The organism is Lutimaribacter pacificus (genome assembly GCF_900142185.1).
Lineage (GTDB): Bacteria > Pseudomonadota > Alphaproteobacteria > Rhodobacterales > Rhodobacteraceae > Lutimaribacter > Lutimaribacter pacificus.
On record NZ_FQZZ01000004.1, the window covers coordinates 98,070 to 120,826 of the forward strand.

20 protein-coding genes are annotated in these 22,757 nt (G+C 68.5%); 9 read left to right on the plus strand and 11 right to left on the minus strand.

All coding sequences use genetic code 11. The features are described 5' to 3' along the window. Positions 1–5 precede the first annotated feature (5 nt). The 6 genes from F3H87_RS11870 to F3H87_RS11895 are packed head-to-tail and all read right to left on the minus strand — an operon-like array spanning position 6 to position 6,492. Positions 6–2,021, minus strand: coding sequence for a M3 family metallopeptidase (locus F3H87_RS11870; protein ID WP_149788515.1), 2,016 nt, complete (start codon positions 2,019–2,021; stop codon positions 6–8). Then, entirely contained in the window at positions 2,018–3,073 is a 1,056-nt protein-coding gene (locus tag F3H87_RS11875) for a HesA/MoeB/ThiF family protein (protein ID WP_149788514.1), read from the minus strand. Before F3H87_RS11875 ends, F3H87_RS11870 begins: the two co-directional genes overlap by 4 nt. Further along, positions 3,073–3,546 (minus strand): dUTP diphosphatase, encoded by a 474-nt coding sequence (dut, locus tag F3H87_RS11880; protein ID WP_394852165.1) that lies wholly within the window; start codon positions 3,544–3,546, stop codon positions 3,073–3,075. The genes F3H87_RS11875 and dut overlap by 1 nt, the downstream gene beginning before the upstream one ends. Positions 3,547–3,588: 42 nt before the next feature. Continuing rightward, the gene (gene coaBC, locus F3H87_RS11885; RefSeq protein ID WP_149788513.1) at positions 3,589–4,785 is read right to left on the minus strand and encodes a bifunctional phosphopantothenoylcysteine decarboxylase/phosphopantothenate--cysteine ligase CoaBC; all 1,197 of its coding nucleotides are present in this window, start codon (positions 4,783–4,785) and stop codon (positions 3,589–3,591) included. A 52-nt stretch (positions 4,786–4,837) separates the two neighbouring features. Further along, the gene (locus tag F3H87_RS11890; protein WP_149788512.1) at positions 4,838–5,617 is read right to left on the minus strand and encodes a ChaN family lipoprotein; all 780 of its coding nucleotides are present in this window, start codon (positions 5,615–5,617) and stop codon (positions 4,838–4,840) included. Then, entirely contained in the window at positions 5,614–6,492 is an 879-nt protein-coding gene (locus F3H87_RS11895; RefSeq protein WP_149788511.1) for an RNA polymerase factor sigma-32, read from the minus strand. Before F3H87_RS11895 ends, F3H87_RS11890 begins: the two co-directional genes overlap by 4 nt. Positions 6,493–6,621: 129 nt before the next feature. Between F3H87_RS11895 and cobU the strand changes: the two genes are divergently transcribed. The 4 genes from cobU (at position 6,622) to F3H87_RS11915 (ending at position 10,080) form a co-directional block, all read left to right on the plus strand. Next, positions 6,622–7,137, plus strand: coding sequence for a bifunctional adenosylcobinamide kinase/adenosylcobinamide-phosphate guanylyltransferase (cobU, locus tag F3H87_RS11900; RefSeq protein WP_149788510.1), 516 nt, complete (start codon positions 6,622–6,624; stop codon positions 7,135–7,137). Next, complete coding sequence (locus tag F3H87_RS11905) at positions 7,134–7,706, plus strand: histidine phosphatase family protein (RefSeq protein ID WP_149788509.1); 573 nt, start codon at positions 7,134–7,136, stop codon at positions 7,704–7,706. The genes cobU and F3H87_RS11905 overlap by 4 nt, the downstream gene beginning before the upstream one ends. 77 nt (positions 7,707–7,783) lie before the next feature. Next, entirely contained in the window at positions 7,784–8,473 is a 690-nt protein-coding gene (locus F3H87_RS11910; protein WP_149788508.1) for a glutathione S-transferase, read from the plus strand. A 101-nt stretch (positions 8,474–8,574) separates the two neighbouring features. Beyond that, positions 8,575–10,080, plus strand: coding sequence for a YifB family Mg chelatase-like AAA ATPase (locus F3H87_RS11915; protein ID WP_149788507.1), 1,506 nt, complete (start codon positions 8,575–8,577; stop codon positions 10,078–10,080). Here F3H87_RS11915 and F3H87_RS11920 read toward each other — a convergent pair. The 4 genes from F3H87_RS11920 to rsmI are packed head-to-tail and all read right to left on the minus strand — an operon-like array spanning position 10,037 to position 13,247. Then, positions 10,037–10,972 (minus strand): alpha/beta hydrolase, encoded by a 936-nt coding sequence (locus F3H87_RS11920; RefSeq protein WP_223228050.1) that lies wholly within the window; start codon positions 10,970–10,972, stop codon positions 10,037–10,039. The genes F3H87_RS11915 and F3H87_RS11920 overlap by 44 nt on opposite strands. Then, entirely contained in the window at positions 10,969–11,904 is a 936-nt protein-coding gene (gshB, locus tag F3H87_RS11925) for a glutathione synthase (RefSeq protein ID WP_149788506.1), read from the minus strand. Before gshB ends, F3H87_RS11920 begins: the two co-directional genes overlap by 4 nt. Before the next feature lie 57 nt (positions 11,905–11,961). Beyond that, positions 11,962–12,375 carry a YraN family protein gene (locus F3H87_RS11930; RefSeq protein ID WP_149788505.1) on the minus strand — a complete coding sequence of 138 codons (414 nt, stop codon included), beginning with the start codon at positions 12,373–12,375 and terminating at the stop codon, positions 11,962–11,964. After that, on the minus strand, positions 12,372–13,247 hold the full coding sequence (gene rsmI, locus F3H87_RS11935) for a 16S rRNA (cytidine(1402)-2'-O)-methyltransferase (RefSeq protein WP_149788504.1): 876 nt from the start codon (positions 13,245–13,247) through the stop codon (positions 12,372–12,374). Before rsmI ends, F3H87_RS11930 begins: the two co-directional genes overlap by 4 nt. Before the next feature lie 75 nt (positions 13,248–13,322). Between rsmI and F3H87_RS11940 the strand changes: the two genes are divergently transcribed. The 4 genes from F3H87_RS11940 (at position 13,323) to F3H87_RS11955 (ending at position 20,823) form a co-directional block, all read left to right on the plus strand. Further along, complete coding sequence (locus F3H87_RS11940) at positions 13,323–14,495, plus strand: penicillin-binding protein activator (RefSeq protein WP_149788503.1); 1,173 nt, start codon at positions 13,323–13,325, stop codon at positions 14,493–14,495. Then, the gene (locus F3H87_RS11945) at positions 14,455–17,280 is read left to right on the plus strand and encodes a [protein-PII] uridylyltransferase (RefSeq protein WP_149788502.1); all 2,826 of its coding nucleotides are present in this window, start codon (positions 14,455–14,457) and stop codon (positions 17,278–17,280) included. Before F3H87_RS11940 ends, F3H87_RS11945 begins: the two co-directional genes overlap by 41 nt. 428 nt (positions 17,281–17,708) lie before the next feature. Beyond that, positions 17,709–19,253, plus strand: a complete 1,545-nt coding sequence (gene murJ, locus F3H87_RS11950; RefSeq protein WP_149788501.1) for a murein biosynthesis integral membrane protein MurJ — start codon at positions 17,709–17,711, stop codon at positions 19,251–19,253. A gap of 58 nt (positions 19,254–19,311) precedes the next feature. Further along, positions 19,312–20,823: a phospholipase D family protein gene (locus F3H87_RS11955; RefSeq protein ID WP_149788500.1), complete on the plus strand. Its 1,512-nt coding sequence runs from the start codon at positions 19,312–19,314 to the stop codon at positions 20,821–20,823. A 2-nt stretch (positions 20,824–20,825) separates the two neighbouring features. Here F3H87_RS11955 and F3H87_RS11960 read toward each other — a convergent pair whose 3' ends face one another. Beyond that, entirely contained in the window at positions 20,826–21,509 is a 684-nt protein-coding gene (locus F3H87_RS11960) for a rhomboid family intramembrane serine protease (RefSeq protein ID WP_149788499.1), read from the minus strand. A 75-nt stretch (positions 21,510–21,584) separates the two neighbouring features. Between F3H87_RS11960 and trpS the strand changes: the two genes are divergently transcribed. Continuing rightward, a complete protein-coding gene (gene trpS, locus F3H87_RS11965; RefSeq protein WP_149788498.1) occupies positions 21,585–22,631 on the plus strand; it encodes a tryptophan--tRNA ligase in 1,047 nt (348 codons plus the stop codon). The last annotated feature ends 126 nt before the right edge of the window (positions 22,632–22,757 follow it).

Consider the following 22,757-nt stretch of genomic DNA (forward strand, 5'->3'; position numbering starts at 1 on the left):
CCCCCTCACGCCGCGATCAGCCCGCGCCCCTTCAGCAGCGCCTCGACCCCCGGCAGACGGCCCCGGAACCGCTCGTACAGTTCCGCCGCCTCGACCGACCCGCCCCGCGACAGGATGTTATCCTCCAGCGCCTGCGCGGTGTCCGCATCAAAGGCATCGCCGGCTTCGCGGAACGCCTCGAACGCGTCGGCATCCATCACCTCGGACCACATGTAGGAATAATAGCCCGAGGAATAGCCGTCGCCGGAAAACACATGCGCGAAGTGCGGTGTCGCGTGGCGCATGGCGATGGCCCGCGGCATCCCGATTTCCTCAAGGATTTCAGCCTGTTTCTGCATCGGATCGGCCGGCGGATCGCCCAGGTGAAACTCCAGGTCCACCAGCGCCGAGGCGACATATTCGACGGTCTGGAACCCCTGGTCGAAATTCGCCGCCTCCAGCACCTTGTCCAGCATCGCCTGCGGCATCGGCTCGCCGGTTTCGGCGTGGGTTGCGAATTCGCGCAGCACCTCGGGCACCTCCAGCCAGTGTTCGTAAAGCTGGCTGGGCAGCTCCACGAAATCCCGCGCCACCGAGGTGCCCGAGATCGATTCATAGGTCACGTCCGACAACATCTGGTGCAGCGCATGGCCGAACTCGTGAAACAGCGTCCGCGCATCGTCATAGGACAAAAGCGCCGGATCGCCCTTGGCGAAATTGCACACGTTGATCACCACCGGCGCCTGGCCCTGCGGGAACCTCGCCTGCCCCCGCATGGCCGAACACCACGCGCCCGACCTCTTCGATCCGCGCGCAAAGTAATCGCCAATGAAAACAGCGACATGGGCACCATTGCGCGTCACCTCCCACGCCCGGCAATCGGGGTGGTAGAGCGGGATGTCCAGCGGCGCGAACGTCAGCCCGAACAGCCGGTTCGCGCAGGTGAATGCCGCCTCGATCATCCGGTCGAGCTGCAGGTAGGGCTTCAGCTCCGCCTCGTCCATGTCATGCTCGGCCCGGCGGCGACGGGCGGCGTAATAGTGCCAGTCCCACGGCTCCAGCGGGCCGGTCAGGCCGTCGGCGTGCAGCATCTCCTCCAGCACCTTCGCATCTGCCCCGGCCCGCGCCTTTGCCGGCTCCCAGACCGCCATCAGCAACTCGCGCACGGCAGAAGGCGTGCCCGCCATCTCGGTTTCCAGCTTGTAATCGGCAAAGCTGTCATAGCCCAGCAGCGCCGCGCGTTCCTTGCGCAGGGCCAGTATTTCCGCCGCAATCGCACGATTGTCGGTCTTGCCCCCGCGCGCCCCGCGCGAGGTGAAGGCCCGCCAGACCTTTTCGCGCAGCGCACGGCGGGGCGAGCTTTGCAGGAACGGCGTCGCCAGCGAACGCGAGGTGGTGATGACCGGCCCGTCCAGCCCCTTTTCGCGCCCCGCCTCGCGCGCCGCCGCGATCAGGAACGCGGGCAGCCCGTCCAGATCGGCCTCGGACAGTTCCATGAACCAGTCGCGTTCGTCCGCCAGCAGGTTCTGTGTGAACTCGGTGCCCAGCACCGCAAGGCGCGACTTGATCTCGGTCATCCGCGCGTCTTCTGCCCCGGTCAGCGCCGCGCCTGACCGCACGAAACCGCGCCGCGTCAGCATCAGCACACGCGCCTGTTCCGGCGTCAGGTCCAGCGTTTCGCGGTCCTGCCACAGCGTTTCGATCCGCCGGAACAGTGCCTTGTTGCCGGTGATCGCGGCGGAATGGGCGGCCAGCCGGGGCGAGAACGCGCGCTGCAACGCCTCGCGCGCCTCGTTGCTGTCGGCACCCGCCACGGTAAAGAACGTGCCCAGCACCCGGTCGAGCAGCTTGCCCGCCGCCTCCAGCGCCTCGATCGTGTTGGCGAATGTGGGCGGCTCGGGGGTGTCGGCGATGGCCGCGACCTCGCCCTCGTGCTCGGCCAGTGCGGCGTCGAAAGCGGGGGCGAAATCGGTATCCGCGATCCGGTCGAACGGCGCGATTTCAAAGGGCGTGTCCCAATCCTGCAAAAGCGGGTTCGTCATGTGCTCGTCTCCTCAACGGGGTGGCCGCAGACCGGGCAGTCCGGGCGTTTCTTCAATGTGATCCGCCGGGTATCGGCATAAAGCGCGTCATGGATCGTCATGGCGCCGCGCAGGGGCTCGCCCGCGCCGGTGATCAGCTTGACCGCCTCGCCCGCCATTATCGTGCCGATGATCCCCGGCAGCGGCGAAAACACCCCCGCCTCGGCGCAGGAGGGCGCAAGGCCCGGCGCGGGAGGATCGGGAAAGATGCAGCGATAGCAGGGGGTTCCGCGCGCGGTGTCGAACACGCTTACCTGCCCCTCCCATTGCGACAGCGCGCCCGATACCAGCGGCTTGCCCTGCGCATGGGCGACCTCGTTGGCAAGATAGCGGGTGTCGAAATTGTCGGTCCCGTCCAGGATCACGTCATAATCGGAAAACAGCCCGGCCGCGATGTCGGGCGTCAGCCGCCGGTGATAGGGGCGCAGGGTGACAAACGGGTTCAGCGCCCTGATCGCCACCTCGGCCGAGAACACCTTGGGCATCCCGATCCGGTCGTCGGTGTGGATGACCTGCCGCTGCAGGTTCGATCCCTCGACCACGTCATCGTCGATCACGCCGATGGTGCCCACGCCGCTCGCCGCCAGGTACATCAGCGCCGGGCTGCCCAGCCCGCCCGCGCCGATCACCAGCATGCGCGCCTCTTTCAGCTTGCGCTGGCCGGTGCCGCCGATCTCGCGCAGCACGATGTGGCGGGCGTATCGGTTGAGTTCGGTCGCGCTAAACGGCCCTTGCGCCGGTTCGGGCGATTGCGCACCGACCGCCCGCGCCCGCAGGTGGCGCAACCCCTGTCGATAGGCCAACACCAGCGCCACGCCACCGCCCAGCAGCAGCCAGGGTGCGGCGCTTTCACCGGTGGCCAGCCGCAGCGGGTTGCCCGCGGGCAAAAGCAGGTGCAGCAGCACCACGCCCAACCACAGCAGACCGATCATCGCCCAGCGCATCCGCCGGGGCGTGCCCAGCGCCATGCCGACGCCCCACAGCGCCGCCGCCAGGATCAGGACCAGCACCATCAGCCGCGCCCGGTCGACCCGAAGCCGCCCGCGCCGCGCGCGGTATCGTCCAGATCGCCCACCAGGTCGAACGCCGCCCGCAGCACCGGGGCCACGATCATCTGCGCGATGCGGTCGCCGTGGGCGATGTGAAACGCCTCCTGCCCCGCGTTCAGCACGATCACCCCCAGCGGCCCGCGATAATCGCTGTCGATGGTGCCGGGGCTGTTGGGCAGAGTAATCCCGTGTTTCAGCGCCAGGCCCGAGCGCGGCCTGACCTGCACCTCGTATCCCGCCGGGATCGCCAGCCGCAGCCCGGTCGGGATCAGCGCCCGCGCGCCGGGGGCAAGCGTCACGCCCGCGCGCGCGTCGGCGGGGAAATTCGCCCGCAGATCCGCCCCCGCGGCCCCGTCCGTTTCATAGGCGGGCAGCGGCAGGGTGCGGTCGGCCTCGGCGGTCCATGTCAGTTGCACGCTCACCATGTCCGCAACCATCCCTTCATCGTTCCGAAAATACTCTCGCCGAAGGCATCCGCCCTAACCATCCAGCGCCTCGGCGATGCGGCGGGCCAGCCGGTCGGCCACCTCTTGTTTGCCCATGCGCGGCCAGTCCTCGACCCCGTCCTCGCGGATGATATGCACGGTGTTTTCCGCACCGCCGAAGGTGCCGGTTCCGGGCGAGACATCGTTGGCCACGATCCAGTCGCAGCCCTTGCGCGCGCGTTTGGCGGTGGCATTGGCCACCACGTCGTCGGTTTCGGCGGCAAAGCCCACCACCAGCGGGGGGCGGCCCTTTTTCATCTGCGATATCGTCGCCAGGATGTCGGGGTTTTCGGCGAATGACAGCGTGGGCAGCGCGCCCTTTGTCTTTTTCATCTTGGATGCCGCCACCTCGGCCACGCGCCAGTCGGCGACGGCGGCGGCGCATATGACCGCGTCCGCCGGCAGCGCCGCCTGCACGGCGTCGAGCATCTGCTGCGCGGTGGTGATGCGCACCACCTCGACGCCCTCGGGCGGGGCGACCTGCGCGGGGCCGGTGACGAACACCACCTCGGCGCCAAGCCCGGCCAGCGCGCGGCCGATGGCGGCGCCCTGAGCCCCCGAGGAATGGTTCGAGATATAGCGCACCGGGTCGATCGGTTCGACCGTGGGCCCCGAGGTCACGACCACCCGCTTGCCCGCCAGCGGCCCCCGCCCCATCGCATCCTCGATGGCGGCGGCGATTTCCAGCGGTTCGGCCATCCGGCCGGGGCCGAACTCGCCACAGGCCATGTCGCCGTCGTTGGGCCCGACAAAGCGGATGCCATCGGTGCGCAGTTGCGCGACGTTGCGCTGCGTGGCGGGGTGTTCCCACATCCGCACGTTCATCGCCGGGGCGCACAGCACCGGGGTGTCGGTCGCCATCAGCAGGGTCGTCGCCAGGTCGGAGGCCAGCCCGCCCGCCATCCGGCCCAGCAGGTCGGCGGTTGCCGGGGCCACCACCACCAGGTCGGCCACGCGGCTGAGCTGGATATGGCCCATCTCGGCCTCTTTGGTCAGGTCGAACAGGTCGCCATGCACCTCTTCGCCCGCCAGCGCTGCGACCGACAGGGGCGTCACGAATTCGCCGGCCGCACGGGTCATGACCGGTGTGACCGATGCGCCGCGTTCCCGCAGGCGGCGGATCAGGTCGAGGCATTTATAGGCCGCGATCCCGCCGCCGATGATCAGTAGAATCCGTTTGTCGCCCAGCATGATCCCTCCGCCGATGGTTGCGCACCAGTGTTACGGGGCCAGCGGGGCAAACTCAATCCTTGGCGAAGGCGGCGCAGGGGTCTTCGCGTTCGGCCGGGGCGGCATCCACCACCTTGTCGAACGCGCCGGTCACCTGCCCGGCCTCGGACTGGCCCAGCGCGAACAGCGTCACATCGGGCCGCGCGGCGCGGATATAGACCGGCATCCCCCAATCCTTGCGCGCATGGCCGTTGCCGGTGATCACCACGACCGGGCCGCCGGTATCGTCCAGCGCGGTCAGCGCCGTGCGTGCCAGCACCGCGTCGCGCAGGCGCTGCAATCCGACCATCCGGGGCAGCATCTCGTCCGGCAGCGCGTCGCAATGGGCGGCGGCCTGGAATTCCAGCCGCGCCTCGAGCTGCGCCTGCGGCAGCGGATCGCTCAGGCCATAGCGGGCGGCGTCCTCGCCGAAGCTTTCGGCGATCCCGGTCCCGAACGCGGCGCGGGCGGCATCGCGCGGCACCGCGGCGCCATAGATCGCGGCCCGTGGCGCGGCGGCAAAGATCGGGTGATACATGGCGAAATCGGGCCAGCCCGACGCGGCCCAGCCAAGCGCCTGTTCCAGCGCCTGCGCATCGCCGCGCAGATCCGGCGTCGCAAGCGCGGCCTGATCGGGCGTCAGCATTTCGAACACGATGGCAGAGGGCGCCAGTTGCCCGGTCCACTCGGCCTGCACGGTGTGATGGGCGGGGTTGTCATGCACCTCGCCCAGGATCACGATTTGGGATGTTTCGGGCTCGGACGCGGCGGCGGCCGTGGCTAGAAACAGGAGGGAAAGAATCAACCTGTTCATGCCAGGAAGGAATGCACCTCTTTCGACTGGCTTTCCAGCTTTTTCCGCATCTTCTGAAAGGCCGCGGCCTCAAGCTGGCGCACGCGTTCCTTGGAAAGGCCCAGTTCGTTGCCCAGGCTTTCCAGCGTGCGCGGCTCGTCCCGGATCTTGCGTTCGGTCACGATGAACCGCTCACGCTCGTTCAGCGAGGACAGCGCATCGACCAGCCAGCCGCGCAGGGTTTCGGTGTCGTGCCCGGCCTCGACGATCTCGGAGGCATGTTCGCCCTCGTCCTCGATCGTGTCGATCCATTCGCGGCCCTCGTCCTCGGTCGATTGCGTGGCGTTGAGCGAGAAATCGCTGCCCGACAGCCGGCCCTCCATCATCTCGACATCGTGCAGCGGCACGCCGATCTCCATCGCGATGGCCTGCCGCATCTGGTGGCGGTCCAGATCCTCGCCACGGGCCAGCGCCTCGCGTTCAAGCCGGGCCTGAACCCGGCGCATGTTGAAGAAAAGCGACTTCTGGCTCGAGGTCGAGCCGGTGCGCACCATCGACCAGTTGCGCATCACGTAATCCTGGATCGACGCCTTGATCCACCACACGGCATAGGTGGAAAAGCGCACGCCGCGGTCGGGATCGAACTTGTCGGCGGCCTTCATCAGGCCCAGGCTGGCCTCCTGTATCAGGTCGCCCATCGGGGCGCCGTAGCGGCGGAATTTCGACGCCATCGAAATGGCCAGCCGCATATAGGCGGTGATCAGCCGGTGCAGCGCCTGTTCGTCGCGCCGGTCGCGCCAGGCATAGGCAAGCGCGCGTTCGGTTTCGGCATCCAGCAATTCGGCCTTCATCGCAACCCGCGACAGGGACATGTCCTGCGGTGCATCGAGTGCCATTTCAAACCCCCAGTCTGTTGAGGCGCCCCCATGGCGCCCTTCCTGCCGTTCCGCGTCGTGCCTTCCCTTGGCGCCTGGTCGGTGTTACGAGGCACAGCGTCTGCCGGATCACAAAAAGTCACATCTGCGATGCTTCCTTCCCTGACCCTCGTGCTTGGCGGTGCCGCTTCGGGCAAATCCTCGTATGCCGAGGGGCTGGCCGAAAGGGCATCGCAAACAAGGTTGTACCTTGCCACCGCGCAGGCCGGTGACGCCGAGATGGCGGGCAAGATCGCCGCGCACAGGGCGCGGCGCGGGGCCGGGTGGCGCACGGCCGAGGCCCCGTTCGATCCCGCCCCGGCGCTGGCCGACGCAAAAGGCGTGGTTCTGTTCGATTGTGCCACGATGTGGCTCAGCAATCACCTGCTGGCCGATCACGATGTCGGCACCGGCGGCGACCTGCTGATATCGGCGCTGGCCGCCTGCCCGGTTCCGGTGATCGTCGTCAGCAACGAGCTGGGCCTGTCGGTGGTGCCCGAAAACGCGCTGGCGCGGCGGTTCCGGCAGGCGCAGGGCGAGTTGAACCAGCGGCTTGCGGAACGGGCCGGGCTGGTGGTGTTCGTCGCCGCCGGGCTGCCACTGGCGCTGAAGGGCACCCTGCCATGAGCCGGGTCTTCTGGGTGCGCCACGGCCCGACCCATGCCCGGTCGATGGTGGGCTGGTCGGACCTGCCGGCGGACCTGTCCGACGCGGCGGCGCTGGACCGGCTGCACGCATTCCTGCCGCCCGGCGCGGTGGTGGTCTCGTCCGACCTGTCGCGCGCGGCCGATACCGCCGACGCCATCGCGCGCGGGCGGGCACGCCTGCCCCACGATGCCGACCTGCGCGAGATGCATTTCGGCGACTGGGAGCTCAAACGCTTTGACGAGGTCGAGGACCAGGCCCATATCCGCGCCTTCTGGGAACAGCCGGGCGACTTGCGCCCGCCCGGCGGCGAAAGCTGGCACGAGGTGACGGCACGGGTGGACCGGGCGGTGTCGCGGCTGATCGCGGCCCATCCGGGGCACGATATCGTGGCGGTGGCGCATTTCGGCGTGATCCTGACACAGCTGCAACAGGGCCTGCGCATCGGCGCCTACGAGGCGTTCGGCCACAGGATCGACAACCTGTCCGTCACCGAACTGACGCGGGCGGGCGATGGCTGGCAGGTGGGCCGCATCAATCACCGTCCGTGAAGCACCGGGTCACGAAAAGGCGTTAGGGTGCCGCGCGCACGCGCGGCTAAGCTGGCGCGAAACGGACAGGAGCCCCCATGACATACGATCTTTTCCTCGGCGACCGGATGTTTTCCAGCTGGTCGCTGCGCGGCTGGCTGATGCTGGAAAAATTCGGCCTGCCCCACCGGGTGCACATGGTGGGGCTTTACGACGGCACGATGGCGCAAGACCTGGCGGACCTTGCCCCGGCGCGGCTGGTGCCGGTGATGCGCGATGCCGAGGGTATCGTGGTGGGCGACAGCCTTGCCATGGCCGAAACGCTGGCCGAGCGTCACCCGCAGGCCGGGCTGTGGCCCACCGACCCGGCGGCACGGGCGCTGACGCGCTGGATGGTGGCGGAAATGCACTCGGGCTTCGGCGCGCTGCGGGGGGCCTGCCCGATGCAGTTGCGCGGGCAGTATCGCGGCTTCGTGCCATCGGACGCCGTGCGCGCCGACCTCGCCCGGATCGGCGAATTGTGGGCACTGGCCCGCGCGCGGCATGGGCAGGACGGGCCGTGGCTGTTCGGGGCCTATTCGCTGGCCGACGTGTTCTACGCCCCGGTCGCGGCGCGGATCGCCGGTTACGACCTGCCGGTGGACGAGGCCGCGGCAGGCTATGTGCGGGCGCATATGGCGGACCCCGCCTTTGTGCAATGGCGGGCCGCGGGGCTGGAGAAAACCTATGACCCGGTGCCCTACGACCTGCCGCTTGAGCTTGCCCCCTGGCCCGAGCCGCAAACCTGAAGGCCGGCCCGCGAAACGGCGCGGGCGTTAACCATTCCTAAACACAGGCGCGCTTAGCGTCGCGTCGGGGGCGTTAACCTTGATGCGGAGCGTATGCGGGGATGGTGGCACGGGCCTATACGGTGGCCTTCGAAGGGGTAAGCGCCCGCACGGTCGAGGTGCAATGCGCCGTCACACCCGGCCTGCCCGCCTTTTCCGTGGTCGGCCTGCCCGACAAGGCGGTAAGCGAGGCCCGCGACCGCGTGCGCACCGCGCTGAACGCGCTGGCCATCGCGCTGCCGTCGAAGCGGATCACCGTCAACCTGTCGCCCGCCGACCTGCCCAAGGAGGGCAGCCATTTCGACCTGCCCATCGCGCTGGCCCTGCTGGCCGCGCTGGAAATCATCCCCGCCGACGCCGCCGAAGGCACCACCGCGCTGGGCGAGCTGTCGCTCGACGGCGCGCTTGTCCCCGTGGTGGGCGCGCTGCCCGCCGCGATGGCCGCCGCCGAAGAGGGGCGTGTGCTGCTCTGCCCCGCCGCCTCGGGGGCCGAGGCGGCCTGGGTCGGGGCGGCGCAGGTGATCGCGGCGCCGACGCTGGCGGATGTGGTGCGCCACTATACCGGCCAGTCGCCCCTGCCCCCGGCAGACCCGGGCGAAGTGCTGGACGATACCGGCACCCGCTGCCTGCGCGACGTCAAAGGCCAGGAACGGGCCAAGCGCGCGCTGGAAATCGCCGCCGCCGGGCGCCATCACCTGATGATGGTGGGCACACCCGGATCGGGCAAATCCATGCTGGCCGCGCGCATCCCCGGCATCCTGCCGCCGCTGACCGCCGCCGAGGCGCTGGAAACCTCGATGGTGCATTCGCTGGCCGGACTGCTGGACGCGGGCGGCATTAACCGCACGCGGCCCTTCCGCGAACCGCACCACACCGCCTCGATGGCGGCCATCGTCGGCGGCGGGCGGCGGGCCGGTCCGGGGGAAATCAGCCTGGCGCATAACGGCGTGCTGTTCATGGACGAGTTTCCCGAATTCCCCCGCACCGTCCTGGAAACCCTGCGACAGCCGATCGAAACCGGCGAGGTCATGATCGCCCGCGCCAATGCCCATGTGAAATACCCCTGCCGCTTCATGCTGATCGCCGCTGCCAATCCCTGCAAATGCGGCTACCTCTCCGATCCGGGCCGCGCCTGCGCACGCGCCCCGGTTTGTGGCGAGGAATATATGGGCCGCATCTCGGGGCCGCTGATGGACCGGTTCGACCTGCGGGTCGAGGTGCCGCCGGTGGGCTTCACCGATCTCGACCTGCCGCCATCGGGCGACGGATCGGCGCAGGTCGCCACCCGCGTCGCGGCGGCGCGCGACCGGCAAATGGCCCGCGGCGGGCTGAATGCCGACCTGGAAGGCAGCGCGCTGGAAGAGATTGCAACACCCGATGCCGAGGGGCGGGCGCTGCTGATCCGCGTGGCCGAACGGTTCGGCCTGTCGGCCCGCGGCTTTCACCGGGTGCTTCGGGTGGCGCGCACCATCGCCGATCTCGACGCCAGCGACACGGTGCGCCACCCCCATGTGGCCGAGGCGGTCAGCTATCGCCTGGCGATGGCAGGCCAAGGTGGTGGCGGATGAAACCGGCGGTCTGGCCGATCGCCTGACGCGCCTCGGGGAACCAGCCGTCGAAGATATGCCAGACATGCGGGGCGTCGTCCCAGACCTCCAGCCGCACCTCGGCCCCCGCCGCGCGCAGCCTGTCCGCCATGCGCACCGCGTCATCGCGCAGGATCTCGGAGCCGGACACCTGCAGCAGAACCGGCGGGCACCCGGGGAAATCGGCGAACAGGGGCGAGGCGCGCGGATCGTCGGCGGGCGTGTCGCCCAGGATCATCCGCGCCAGCTCATGCACCCGCCCGGCGGGAAAAAAGTGATCGCGGCCTGCATTCTCGCGCACCGACTCGCCCGAGAATGTCTGGTCGCAGAACGGCGACCAGGCGAAAACGGCCGCCGGTGCCTGCCCGCGCCGGCAAAGCTGCGCCAGCAGGGCCAGCGCCATGCCGCCGCCCGCGCTGTCGCCGCCCAGCACGATATCGCCGGGGGCATATCCCATCGCCAGAAGATGCGCATGCGCGGCCCCGGCATCCGCCAATTGTGCGGGCACGGGATGCTCGGGCGCCAGCGCATAGGCCGGAACGAAGGCGCGCAGCCCGCTCATCCGGCACAGCCGCGCGACCAGGCGCTTATGCGTGCGCGGGCTGCCCGCAAGGTATCCGCCCCCGTGCAGGTAAAGCAGCACCTTGCCCGGCACCGGCCGCGCCCGCGCCGACACCCAGAGCGCGCGGCGCATCCGGCCGCCGCCGGCGGCATAACCGGCCGGGCGGTACAGCGCGAAAGGCACCTCGCGGAAAAAGAACCGCGCCGTCCGCTTGAGATACAGCCGCACCCGCCGGGGGTCCTGCGCGCGGGCACTGATCGCGCGCGCCATCGGGCGCATCGTGCCCGCGACAAGGCGCATCCGCAGGCTCATGCGCGGCGGGCCTCGATCGCCTCCCAGATCTTTTCGGCCACGTTGGTTCCGTCGAACCGCTCAAGCTCCTGGATGCCGGTGGGCGAGGTCACGTTGATCTCGGTCAGGTAGTCGCCGATCACGTCGATCCCGACGAAGACCTGCCCCTTTTCGCGCAGCAGCGGGCCGATCCGGTCGCAGATCTCGCGGTCGCGCGCGCTCAGCCCGATCTTTTCGGGCCGGCCGCCCACATGCATGTTCGATCGCGTCTCGCCAGCGGCGGGCACGCGGTTGATCGCACCCACCGGCTCGCCATCGACAAGGATCACGCGCTTGTCGCCGTTGCTGACGGCGGGCAGGTATTTCTGCACGATCAGCGGCTCGCGCGAAAAGCCGGTGAACAGCTCGTGCAGCGAGGCGAGGTTGCGGTCGGTCTCGGTCAGGCGAAACACACCGGCGCCGCCGTTGCCGTAAAGCGGCTTGAGGATCACGTCGCCATGCCGGTCCTTGAACCGGCGGATGGTGTCCAGATCGCGCGCGATGGTGGTCGGCGGGGTGAGGTCGGGGAAATCCAGCACCAGCAGCTTTTCGGGGTAATTGCGCACCCAGAACGGATCGTTCACCACCAGCGTTTTCGGGTGAATGCGCTGCAACAGATGCGTGGTGGTGATATAGAACATGTCGAAAGGCGGGTCCTGGCGCAGCCAGACCACGTCGAACTCCGACAGGTCCACCTCGGCCTCGTCGCCGAGGCTGAAATGATCGCCCACCTCGCGCCGCACCGTCAGCGGCCAGCCCCGCGCGGTGACCCGCCCTTCCTGGTAGGCGAGGTTGTCGGGCGTGTAGTAAAACAGCTCATGCCCGCGTTTCTGCGCCTCTTCGGCGATGCGGAAGGTGCTGTCGGCGTTGATGTCGATCGGACCGATCGGGTCCATCTGAAAGGCGATTTTCATGGGCCTCGCTCCGGTTGCGGCATGTCCTACATGGCGCAAGGGCGCGGCAGAGGCAAATCAGAATTCGCCGAACGCGTTTTCCAGAACCTCGATACGGCCCTGCCCGTCGACCATCGCCAGGTCGAACCGCATGTCCGAAAGCAACCCGTCGGGCTGTGTGCCCGCGAATTCCTGTGCGGCGGTGCAGATACGCCCGATCTGGCGGCGCGACAGGGCGGCGATCGCCCGGTCGAAACTGCCCGCCGATTTCACCTCGACAAAGACCAGCCCGGTTTCGTCGCGCAGGATCAGGTCGAGTTCGCCGCCCTTGCCGCGCCAGCGTTTCGCCAGCAGCCGCGCACCGGCCTGCGTGTATCTGTGCGCCACGCTGTCCTCGGCCGCGGCCCCGGCCAGCCAGGCCCGTTTGCCGCGCCGTTGCCGGGCGGCGACGGGGGTTGCGATTGCGGCCTGCGGATCGAAATGCCGTGTCATTCTCTGTCTCGCTCCAGTTTCAGGGCCATCTGGTAGATCTTGCGCCGCGGCAGGCCGGTTTCGGCGCTGACCGCATCCGCCGCATCCCTGACAGAGTGCTCCGAAAGCGCCCGGCGCAGCAACTGTTCTACGTCCTCATCCTTAACGTTTGGCGAATGCGCACGGTCTATCAGCACCACGATTTCGCCCCGCGGCGGATCGTCGGCGCAGCTTGCGGCCAGTTCCGCCAGCGTGCCGGCGCGCACCTCCTCGAATTTCTTGGTCAGCTCCCGGCAGAGCCGCGCCGCACGCGCCGGGCCCAGAACCTCGGCCGCATCGCGCAGCATCGCCGCCACCCGCTTGGGCGATTCGTAGAAAACCAGCGTCGCGGGCACGTCGCGCAGGGCCATCAGGGCGGTTTTCCGCTGCCCCTTGCTGCTGGGCAGGAAGCCCTCGAACAGAAACCTGTCGGTGGGCAGCCCGGCGATGCTGAGCGCGGTGATCGCCGCCACCGGGCCGGGCGCCGCGGTCACCGCCGCGTCCGCCTCGCGCGCGGCGCGCACCAGGTCGAAACCGGGGTCGGCGACCAGTGGCGTTCCGGCTTCCGAGGCATAGACCACCGCGCGCCCTTCCGCCAGCCAGCGCAGGATCTTCGGGCGCATCCTGGCGCCGTTATGTTCGTGATAGGCAACCATCGGCCGGTCGCCCAGCGGCACGCCGTGAATCTCCATCAGCTTGCGCAGGCTGCGGGTGTCCTCGGCCGCCAGCGCATCGGCCGAGGCAAGCAGGTCCAGCGCCCTTAACGTGATATCGCGCGCGTTGCCCAGCGGCGTCGCGATCAGGTAGAGCCCCGGTGCAAGTTCCCGCCGTTCCCAATTCTGCACTGGACCCATCCCCCGTGGCGTTTATTATCGCCCCGACACGATGGCGGCCCCGACGCCGCCCAGACCGAGGGAGCTTTGCCTTTCATGTTTGCTGTTTTGACACCCGCCCGCAAGGTGCTGTGGCGCCTCGCCGCGCTGTTTTCGATCCTTGCGCTTGCCGCCTGCCAGACCGTCGCACCGGGCGGCGGGCCGCGGGTCGACCCCGGGGCCGCGGTGCCGGTGGCGCTGCTGGTGCCGCGCGGCAGCGGCAATCCGGGCGACGACGTCCTGGCGCAATCGCTGGAGAACGCCGCGCGGCTGGCCATCGCGGATCTCGACGGCGTAGAGATCGACCTGCGCGTCTACAGCACCGCCGGCAATGCCGCGCAGGCCGAGCAATCGGCGCGGCAGGCGGTCGGCGACGGGGCCAAGATCATCCTCGGGCCGGTCTATGCCGAATCCGCCAATGCCGTCGCGGTGGCCGTGGCCCCGCGCAACGTGAACGTGCTGTCCTTTTCCAACAACACCACGATCGCCGGCGGCAATCTCTGGGTGCTGGGGCCGACCTTCCGCAACACCGCCAGCCGGCTGGTGAACTATGCCACCGCGCAGGGCAAATCGCGCATCCTCGTCGTGCATTCCAACGACGTGGCGGGCCAGCTCGGCAACCAGGCGATCCAGCAGGCGATCGCCGCCTCGGGTGCGACGCTGGCCGGCACGGTCTCGCACGAGTTCTCGCAGCAGGGCGTCGTCAGTGCGGTGTCGCAGATCGTGTCGACCGCGCGCGCCAACGCGGCGGATGCGCTGTTCATGACGGCGAATTCGGCCGGCGCGCTGCCGCTGCTCAGCCAGATGCTGCCCGAGGCCGGCCTGGGCCCCGACACGACGCAGTATATCGGCCTGTCGCGCTGGGACATCCCGCCGCAGACGATGGACCTGCCGGGGGTGCAGGACGGCTGGTTCGCGATTCCCGACCCGCAGATTTCCGCGACCTTCCGCAGCCGCTACCAGGCGGCGAACGGCACTGCGCCCCACCCGATCGGCGGGCTGGCCTATGACGGGATCGCGGCCATCGGCGCGCTGGTGAAGAACGGCCAGTCGAACGCGCTCAGCGGCACGGCGCTGACCCAGGCCGCGGGGTTCCAGGGCACCGGCGGCATCTTCCGCCTGCGCCCCGACGGCACCAACGAACGCGGCCTTGCCGTCGCCACGATCCGCAACAGACAGGTGGTTGTGATTGACCCTGCCCCAAGAGCATTCGGCGGCGCGGGCCTCTGAGCCGGCCCTGCCGTTTTCACCGGATGTCCTGCCCGCCCCCGCGGGTGATCTGATCTGCGCGCCCGAGGCGATCTTCGACGCGCCGCGGGTGATGCGCGCACTGGCCGCCGCGCTGGACGGCACCGCCCCCGAGGCGGTGCGCCCCGCCGTGGTGCCGGTGCTGCTGGCCGCGCTGAAGGACGGGCGCGAGGCGATCGCCGCCGGGCTGGCCGAACAGCCCTTCGCGGCCCGCCCCACCGTGCGCGCCTACAGCTGGCTGACCGACTGCATCATAACCTGCACCCTGCACCTGTCGATGGACGTGCTGCACCCGCTGTCGACCCCCACCCGGGGCGAGCGCCTGGCGCTGTTCGCCGTCGGTGGCTACGGCCGCGGCGAGATGGCGCCGCAATCGGATGTCGACCTGCTGTTCCTGACCCCGCACAAGATTACGCCCTGGGCCGAAAGCGTCATCGAAAGCATGCTCTACATCCTGTGGGATCTGCGACTCAAGGTCGGCCATTCCAGCCGTACGATCCGCGATTGCATCCGCCTGGGCAGCGACGATTTCACCATCCGCACCGCGCTGCTGGAACATCGCTGGCTGGGCGGCGACGCGCAACTGGCGCGCGACCTGGACAAGCGGCTGTGGGACGAACTGTTTTCCGGTTCGGCCTCGGATTTCATCGAGGCCAAGCTGGCCGAGCGCGACACCCGGCACCAGAAGCAGGGCGAACGCTACGTGGTCGAGCCCAACGTGAAGGAAGGCAAGGGCGGCCTGCGCGACCTGCAGACGCTCTACTGGATCGCGAAATACGTCCACCGCGTGCAGAAGGTCGAGGAGCTGGTCACGCTCAAGGTCTTTCGCCCCGAGGAATTCCAGACCTTCACCGACGCCGAAAATTTCCTCTGGGCGGTGCGCTGCCACCTGCACCTGATCACCCGCCGCCCGTCCGACCAGCTGACATTCGACCTGCAGGTCGAGGTCGCGGCGCGCATGGGCTATGAGGACAAGGGCGGGCGCCGCGCGGTGGAACATTTCATGCAGGACTATTTCCGCCAGGCCACCGCCGTGGGCGACCTGACCCGCATCTTCCTGACCAAGCTCGAAGCGACCCACACCAAAAGCGCGCCGCTGCTCGAACGCATCTTCCGCCGCCGCCGCAAGGTCAAGCCCGGATACGAGGTGGTGCATGGCCGCCTGGCCATCACCGACGACGCGGCGTTCCTGTCCGACAAGCTCAACCTGCTGCGGCTGTTCGAGGAAGGGTTGCGCACGGGAATGCTGATCCACCCGGACGCGATGCGGCTGGTCAAGGCGAACCTGCACCTGATCGACGACGAGATGCGCACCGACAAGGAGGCGCGGCGCATCTTCCTCGACCTGCTGCTGAAGCACGGCAACCCCGAACGCGCGCTGCGGCGGATGAACGAGCTGGGCGTGCTTGCGGCCTTCATCCCCGAATTCGCGCCCGTGGTGGCAATGATGCAGTTCAACATGTATCACAGCTACACGGTCGACGAGCACACGATCCAGTGCATCCGCGTGCTGTCCCAGATCGAACATGGCGAGCTGCAGGAGGAACTGCCGGTCGCCAGCGGCATCCTGAAGGACGGCGTCAATCGCCGCGTGCTCTATATCGCGCTGCTGCTGCACGATATCGGCAAGGGCCGGGACGAGGATCATTCGGTGCTCGGCGCGCAGATCGCGCGCAAGGTGGCGCCGCGTCTGGGGCTGAACCGCAGCGAATGCGACACGGTGGAATGGCTGGTGCGCTATCACCTGCTGATGTCGGACATGGCGCAGAAACGCGACCTCAGCGATCCCCGCACCCTGCGCGATTTTGCCAAGGCGGTGAAGACGCGCAAGCGGCTCGACCTGCTGACCGTGCTGACCGCCTGCGACATCCGCGGCGTCGGCCCCCACACCTGGAACAACTGGAAGGCGATGTTGCTGCGCCAGCTGCACCGCGAAACCGCCCGCGCGCTGAAACACGGTCTGGAAGAGGTCAACCGCGAGAACCGCGGCTCGCAGGCCCGCCGCGCCCTGCGCGACGCGCTGGCCGGTTGGGACGCCGCCGCGCTCAAGGCGGAAACCGCCCGGCACTACCCGCCCTACTGGCAGGGGCTCGACACCGCGACGCAGGTGGTCTTTGCCAACCTGCTGCGCGACCTGCCCGACAACGAGATTGCCATCGACCTGTCCGTCGACGACGACCGCGACGCCACCCGCGCCTGTTTCGCGCTGGCCGACCATCCCGGCATCTTCTCGCGGCTGGCCGGTGCGCTGGCGCTGGTCGGCGCCAACGTGGTCGATGCGCGCACCTATACCTCCAAGGACGGCTATGCCACGGCGGTGTTCTGGATACAGGACGGCGACGGCTCTCCCTACGAAGAGGAACGCCTGCCGCGCCTGCGCCAGATGATCCACAAGACGCTGAAGGGCGAGATCAAGGCCACCGAGGCGATCCGAAGCCGCGACAAGATCAAGAAACGCGAACGCGCCTTCCGCGTGCCCACCTCGATCACCTTCGACAACGAGGGGTCCGAGATCTACACCATCATCGAGGTCGACACCCGCGACCGCCCCGGCCTGCTGTTCGACCTGACGCGCACGCTGGCCAACAACAACGTCTATATCGCCTCGGCGGTGATCGCGACCTATGGCGAGCAGGTGGTCGATACCTTCTATGTCAAGGACATGTTCGGCCTGAAGTTCCACGCCCCCGCCAAGCAGAAAACCCTTGAAAAGAAACTCCGTGAAGCGATCGAGGCTGGCGCGCAAAGGGCGGTTTCGGGGCAATAAGGACTGCGCCACACTCCGTATCTCCGTGTCGATGGTCAGGGCATTTCCGGTTGAACGCGACAGAAGGGCATCGCACGGCCGCGGTCGGGCGACCCGACATTTGTGGCTGGCAATTTATCGTGCAGCCACATCCTCCCTCAAAGTGAAGTGCCTGCGGCAGCCAATCGCCCGGCCGGGGGGCGGCCGTGCGATGCCCGGGCCGCTTGCGCGGCTGTTCCGGGCGGGTGCATCACTGAAATGCCCGCATCGTCCCACATGGCCACCCCCCGGGCGCTGCCTGCCCGGACAAATCCGGTAACTCCCGACACTCCCGAAGGGCCAAAGGCCCACGAAGGGGCACCGCCCCTCCCCAGCAAAAACACCTGTTCCCGTCCCCCGCGATCCGCTAAGCCACGCATGGGCAAGGAACGCAAAAGGGCAGCCACGCCATGAAACCCATCCGCCTGATGCGCGGCTTTCTCACCGTCGGCTTCTGGACGCTGATGAGCCGCATCCTCGGCTTCGTGCGCGAGGTGCTGATCCTGGCCTATATCGGCCCCGGCCCGGTGATGGATGCCTTCGTCGCCGCGTTCCGGCTGCCCAACATGTTCCGCCGCTTCTTTGCCGAGGGTGCGTTCAACGCGGCCTTCGTGCCGATGTTTTCCAAGAAATACGAAGGCGACGAGGACGCGCAGCAATTCGCCCGCGACGCGTTCAACGGGCTGGGATTCGTCGTGCTGATCCTGACCGGTCTTGCCATGATCTTCATGCCCGCGCTGGTCTGGGCCACGGCCGAGGGGTTCGTGGGCGACGACCGGTTCGACCTGACCGTGGGATACGGGCGAATCGTGTTTCCCTACATCCTGTTCATGTCGCTGGCGGCGCTGTTTTCCGGCGTGCTGAACGCGACCGGGCGGTTCGCGGTGGCGGCGGCGGCGCCGCTGGTGCTCAACATCTTCGTGATCGTGGCGATGGTGGCGGGCGCACGGACGGGCGGGCCGGTGATCGGGTGGCTGCTCTGGGCGATCCCGGTATCGGGCGTGGCGCAGCTCATACTTGTCTGGCAGGCCGCCGCGCGCGCCGGGGTTTCGATCGTGCCGGGCCGCCCGCGCTGGACCCCGGACATGAAGCACATGATCGTCGTCGCGGTCCCCGCCGCACTGGCCTCGGGCGTGTTGCAGATCAACCTGCTGGTGGGGCAGCTCGTGGCCTCGAACACGCCCAACGCGCTCAGCTGGCTTTATGCCGCCGACCGGCTTTACCAGTTGCCGCTGGGCGTGGTGGGCATCGCCGTGGGGATCGTGCTGCTGCCCAGCCTGTCGCGGCACCTGAAAGCGGGCGATGCCGCCGGGTCGCGCAACGCGCTCAGCCGCGCGGGCGAGGTCAGCCTGGCGCTGACCCTTCCGGCGGCGGTGGCGCTGATGGTGATCCCGCTGCCGCTGGTCTCGGTGCTGTACGAACGCGGCCGCACCACCAGCGACGACAGCGCCGCCATTGCCGTGGCGGTGGCGATCTACGGGCTGGGCCTGCCCGCCTTCGTGATGCAGAAGGTGCTGCAACCGCTGTTCTTCGCGCGCGAGGATACGCGCACGCCGTTCCGCTACGCCGTCGTGGCGATGGTGGTGAACGCGGTGCTGGCCATCGGGCTGTCCTTCGTCATCGGCTGGATCGCCGCGGCCATCGCCGCCTCCGCCGCCGCCTGGGTGCAGACAACGATGCTGTGGCGCGGCACAAGGCCGATGGGCGAGGTCGCGCGCTTCGACGACCGGTTCCGCGACCGGCTGTGGCGGATCGTGCTGGCCAGCGCCCTGATGGGGGTGGTGCTGTGGGGTGCCATGCTGGTGCTCGGTCCGTTCCTCGGCACGCCGGGCTGGCGCTACCTGGCGCTGGTCGGGCTGATCGCGGCGGGGATCGTCAGCTATTTCACCATCGCGCAGGCGATCGGCGCGCTGCGATTGTCGGATTTCCGCCGGACCCTGCGCCGCGGGGACTGACGCGGGCCGGCACCCGCGCTATGCTGACCCTTCGCGCAACAGCCCGGATCGCCGGCCCATGACCAGACCCGAAACCCTGACACCGCTCATCACCGCGGCCCAGGCCTTTCCCGAGATGGAAAAGGTCGTTCTGGATGCACGCGACGAGGTGCTGGCCTCGTTCCGCATCTTCGATGCGCGCACCCCGCTGCACAGCGACGCGGCGCGCGATGCCGGGCTGAACAACTGGGCCGACCTGCTGGCGCACAAGGTCGCGCAGGGCGTGCGGCTGCGCCTGCTGATGGCCGATTTCGACCCGGTCTTTGCCGCCGACCTGCACCACGACGCCTGGGCCAGCGCGCAGGCGCTGTGCGAAACCCTGCAACAGGTGCCGGACTGCGACGCGCAGGTCCTGGTGGCCTGGCACGGGCAGGAGGTGGGGCCGTTCTGGAAACGCGTGCTGTCGGGACAGATCAGCGCCCGGCTGCACGACCTGCAACGGCAGCACGCGCCCACCGCCCCGCAACAGGCCGCGCTGGGCGGGCGCTGGACGGTGCGCCCGGTCTCGCTGCACCAGAAATTCCTGGTGGCCGACGGTCGGGCGGCGGTGATCGGCGGGCTGGACGTGAACCCGCGCCGCTGGGACGATCCCGATCACCGGCGCGACCCCGAAGACACCTGGCACGATATCAGCCTCCATGTGACCGGCCGCATCGCCGCCGATATCCGCGCCCATTTCGGCGCCTGCTGGAACGACGCCCTGAACGTGCCGGCGCAAAGCTTTGCCGACACCCCCGCGCGGATGGACGATACCCCGCCGCAACGCCGCAGCGGCGGGCCGCGCCTGCTGCGCACACGGTCGCGCCCGGCGGCGGGCGCGCTGCGTTTCGGCCCGGTGCCGGATATCCGCGAGCATGAGCAGCTCCACCTTGCCGCCTTCGCCAGCGCGCGCGACAGCATCTATATCGAAACCCAGTTCCTGCGGCACAAACCGCTGGCCCGTTCGCTGGCGCGGGCCGCCGCGCGGGCACCCGGCCTGCAACTGATCCTCGTCCTGCCGACCGAACCCGAAAGGGTGATCTTCGGCGGCGACGACGGCCTTGATGCGCGCCACGCACAGGCGTTGCAGATCGAATGCCTGTCGATGCTGCGCGCCGCCTTCGGCGACAGGCTGGCGGTGATCTCGCCGGTGCAGCCGCGCCCCGCCACGCCGGACCAGAACGGCAAACCCGTCGCCGGGGCGGGCATCGTCTACCTGCACGCCAAGGTCACGCTGGTGGACGACCGGTTCGGCATCGTCGGCTCGGCCAACCTGAACGGCCGCTCGATGCTGTGGGATACCGAAGCCTCGGTACTGTTCACCGATGGCGGCCGGATCGACGGGCTGCGCCGCGACCTTGCGGCGAAATGGTTACGCGGCTGGCTGCCCGACGGGGCCGATCCGCGCGCCGCAAGCCTGTGGAACGCGGCCGCGCGGGAAAACGCCGCGCGCGGCCCGGCCGACCGCGAAGGGTTCGTCATGCCCTACCCCGAGGCCCGCAACCGCCGCTTTTCCCGCCGCCTGCCGCTGCTGCCGGATGCACTGTTCTAGGATCACTCGTGCCGCAACCGCGCGCGCAGCCGCGCCCAGCCGCCCGGCGCCAGCACGATCGTCACGGCAAAGCCCGCGGCAAACCCCGCCAGATCGGCCAGCCAGGTGGCATCGGCCCCGAACAGCAGCCCGAACAGCAGCTTGATCCCCATCAGGAACCCGATCAGCGCAAAGGCGCGCCCGCCGCCTGATCCCTTGCTGACCAGCCGCACATACAGAAGATAGGTGAACGCCCCGATCAGCCCGTAAACGCCGGGAAACCCGCCCACCAGCCAGGGCTGCGACTGGATGAACAGCCCATGCGCCAGCGCACCGGCCAGCGTGCCGGCGACGAATACCGCCAGGATCGCCCATTGCGCCAGCACCTCGCCCACGAACTTGCCCATCGCCAGCAGCATCACGCCCACGAACAGCGCATGGGTGAACGTGCCGTGCACGAAGGCATAGGTTACGAACCGCATCAGGTGTTCGGGCGGGTAGCGGCCGTTTTCCAGCATCCAGCGGAACACGTCCGACGAAAACCCGTAATCCTGTATCGCCGCCACGCGCCAGCCCACCGCCTGCGCGCCGCCGGCCAACCCGTAGGCGCCCAGCGAAAACGCAGCCTCGATCCCCATGATCGCAAGGAACAGCGCGGTAACCACCGGCGGCAACGGGTTCAGCGGGCTGATATTCGGGTTCTGCATCGCGGACCTCTGCTTGACGCTCCTGTGGGGCATGGGTAAGCCACCCGCACCCATAAATCCAGACGGAGACCGGCCATGTCGGAGGCGATCGAGACGCAGACAGGCGCGAATGCGAAATTCAAACCGCGGGTATTTTCCGGCATCCAGCCCTCGGGCGGGCTGACGCTGGGCAATTACCTCGGCGCGATCAAGCGCTTCGTGGACATGCAGGAACAGGGGATCGAGACGATCTATTGCGTCGTCGACATGCACGCCATCACCGTCTGGCAAGACCCCGACGCGCTGCGCCGGCAGACGCGCGAGCTGGCCGCGGGCTACCTTGCCGCCGGGCTCGATCCGTCGAAATCCATCCTCTTCAACCAGAGCCAGGTCGCCGAACACGCGCAACTGGCCTGGATCTTCAACTGCGTCGCGCGGATGGGCTGGATGAACCGCATGACCCAGTGGAAGGACAAGGCCGGCAAGAACGCCGAAAAGGCCTCGCTCGGGCTGTTCGCCTACCCCTCGCTGATGGCCGCCGACATCCTGATCTACCACGCCACCCACGTGCCGGTGGGCGAGGACCAGAAACAGCATGTCGAGCTGACGCGCGACATCGCCGCCAAGTTCAACAACGATTACGGCACCGATTTCTTTCCGATGACCGAGCCGGTGATCGAAGGTGCCGCCACCCGCGTCATGAGCCTGCGCGACGGGTCCAAGAAGATGTCGAAATCCGACCCCTCGGACATGAGCCGCATCAACATGACCGACGACGCCGACGCCATCGCCAAAAAGATCCGCAAGGCCAAAACCGACCCCGAGCCGCTGCCGGAAACCATGGACGGGCTCGACGACCGGCCCGAGGCGCGCAACCTCGTGCGGATCTACGCCGCGCTGGCCGAAACCACGCCCCAGGCGGTGCTGGCGGACATGGGCGGCAGGCAGTTTTCCGAGTTCAAGCCCGCGCTCGTCGACCTTGCGGTGGACAGGCTGGCGCCGATCTCGCAGGAAATGGGCCGGCTGATGCAGGACCCGGCCGAGATCGACCGCATCCTTGCCGAAGGCGCCGCCCGCGCCCGCGCCATCGCCGCGCCGATCCTGCGCGACACCTATGACATCGTGGGCATGATCCGCGGCTGAAACCCGCTGTCATCAATCTGTCACGGGGGCGTCACGGAATCGATTCGTGGCGCCCCTAGCGTTTGGCCGTGGCTGAAAAGCCCGCATAGGCCGGTGCCTGTCCCCACTATCCCGCCCGGCTGCATA